The organism is Dactylosporangium sucinum (assembly GCF_014647515.1).
Taxonomy (GTDB): Bacteria; Actinomycetota; Actinomycetes; order Mycobacteriales; family Micromonosporaceae; genus Dactylosporangium; species Dactylosporangium sucinum.
In genome coordinates this window covers 17,459-17,770 of record NZ_BMPI01000101.1, presented here as the reverse complement: position 1 = coordinate 17,770, position 312 = coordinate 17,459, and the positions used below count along the sequence as shown (strand labels likewise).

At 67.3% G+C, this 312-nt stretch carries 1 pseudogene; it reads right to left on the bottom strand.

Annotated elements, in window-relative coordinates:
* A pseudogene (locus IEZ31_RS57880) lies at positions 1-312 on the bottom strand (cytochrome bc1 complex cytochrome b subunit); the annotation flags it as partial.

Here is a 312-nt window from a genome sequence, read left to right as displayed (position 1 = left end):
CAGCGGCGGCAGGATCAGGATGCCGATGCGGCCCGCCCACGTCATCGCGTTGAGGCTGATGTGGAACTTGTCGGCCACGACGTCATTGCCGCCGGAGATGAGCAGGACCACGTAGAAGGTGATCGCCATCGCGCCGAGCGCGGTGCGGGACGGGTTGTCCCGCGGGCGCTGCAGCAGGTTGTGGACGGCTCTGTCCTTGGCGAACCTGGCCTCGATGAACGGGTACAGCATCGGCAGCACCGCCAGGAGGCCGGGCAGCACCACCGTGGGCCAGAAGATGGGCGGGATGGTGTAGCCGTTGCCGAACAGGTG